This window comes from Gammaproteobacteria bacterium (assembly GCA_003696665.1).
Classification (GTDB): Bacteria; Pseudomonadota; Gammaproteobacteria; order Enterobacterales.
Genome location: RFGJ01000440.1, coordinates 1 through 1,083, shown reverse-complemented (window position 1 = coordinate 1,083; position 1,083 = coordinate 1). Strand labels below are relative to the sequence as shown.

2 protein-coding genes are annotated in these 1,083 nt (G+C 51.2%); both read left to right on the top strand.

Going from position 1 to position 1,083, the window contains the following annotated elements; all coding sequences use genetic code 11:
* The coding region (locus tag D6694_10995; protein RMH39624.1) for a hypothetical protein at window positions 1-756 on the top strand (756 nt) is incomplete at its 5' end.
* 94 nt (window positions 757-850) lie between these two features.
* Window positions 851-1,083: response regulator (locus tag D6694_10990; GenBank protein ID RMH39625.1), on the top strand; the 233-nt coding region annotated here is incomplete at its 3' end.

Below are 1,083 nucleotides of genomic sequence, written 5' to 3'. Positions count from 1 at the left end.
TACCAAAATTTTTTGACGCATGCTTGGCCAATTTTGAGCCAGAAGGGCTTGCCCGCCACGGTGTTTGTGCCAACAAGCCATATTCGCGACCAACCCGGGTTGTATTTGTCTTGGCCGCAAATTCGACGTTTGGCACGCCAGGGTGTGTTTTTCGCCAGTCACTCACATGCGCACGCACATCTTGCTCACGCATTGCGAGACAAGGGACCCAAATGGGTGAAGGACGATGTGATGCGTTCCATGGTGTTGCTTGCAAAGCATACCGGACAGAAACCGTCGATTCTCGCGTATCCTTACGGTGAATACTCACTGGCATTGAAGCGTCTGGCCCGGAACAACGGGTGGATAGCCTTTGGTCAACACTCGGGCCCTTTGCCTTGGCAACCGGATTGGCAGGCATTGCCACGGTTTCCACTCAATCGCTATGTTTCACATGCCTCATTCCGTGAAAAACTCAGAACGTTACCGATGCCCGTAGATGGTCAGTTCTGGTCAAGTGAAAGTTTTGTCTCGGAAACGATGCCCGAATTGAAGTTCTATGTGACTACGCGCCTTCGGGTACAATGTTATGCGAGCGGTGTCGGCGCCATTCCGACAAAGATCGCCATGACATCAAATGGCATGGAAGTGCTTGCCCAGACAACGCGACCATTTGTCGGCCCGCGTTTTCGATACAACTGTACTGCACCGGCAAACGATGGTCTTTATTATTGGATTTCCCACCCGTTTGTCCTGCAATCACCGCCGGTGGATTAATTGCTTGTCGATCTTGCGGTTATCGTGATCTTGCACTTTACTGTATGACATAACCCTAACTTTTACCTAGGTGTTGGCTGTTATGGCGCGAGTATTGATTTGCGATGACTCTGGCTTTGCCCGGAAACAACTTGCCCGAGCGTTACCAGAAGGTTTGGCGACCGATGTTCAGTTTGCTGCCAATGGACGGGAAGCGCTCGCCATTTTGGAAGCAGAAGACATCGATCTGATGTTTTTAGACCTCACCATGCCCGAAATGGATGGCTACCAGACATTGAAGGCGATGAGCGCCAATGACATTGAGGTGCCGACCATTGTCGTGTCTGG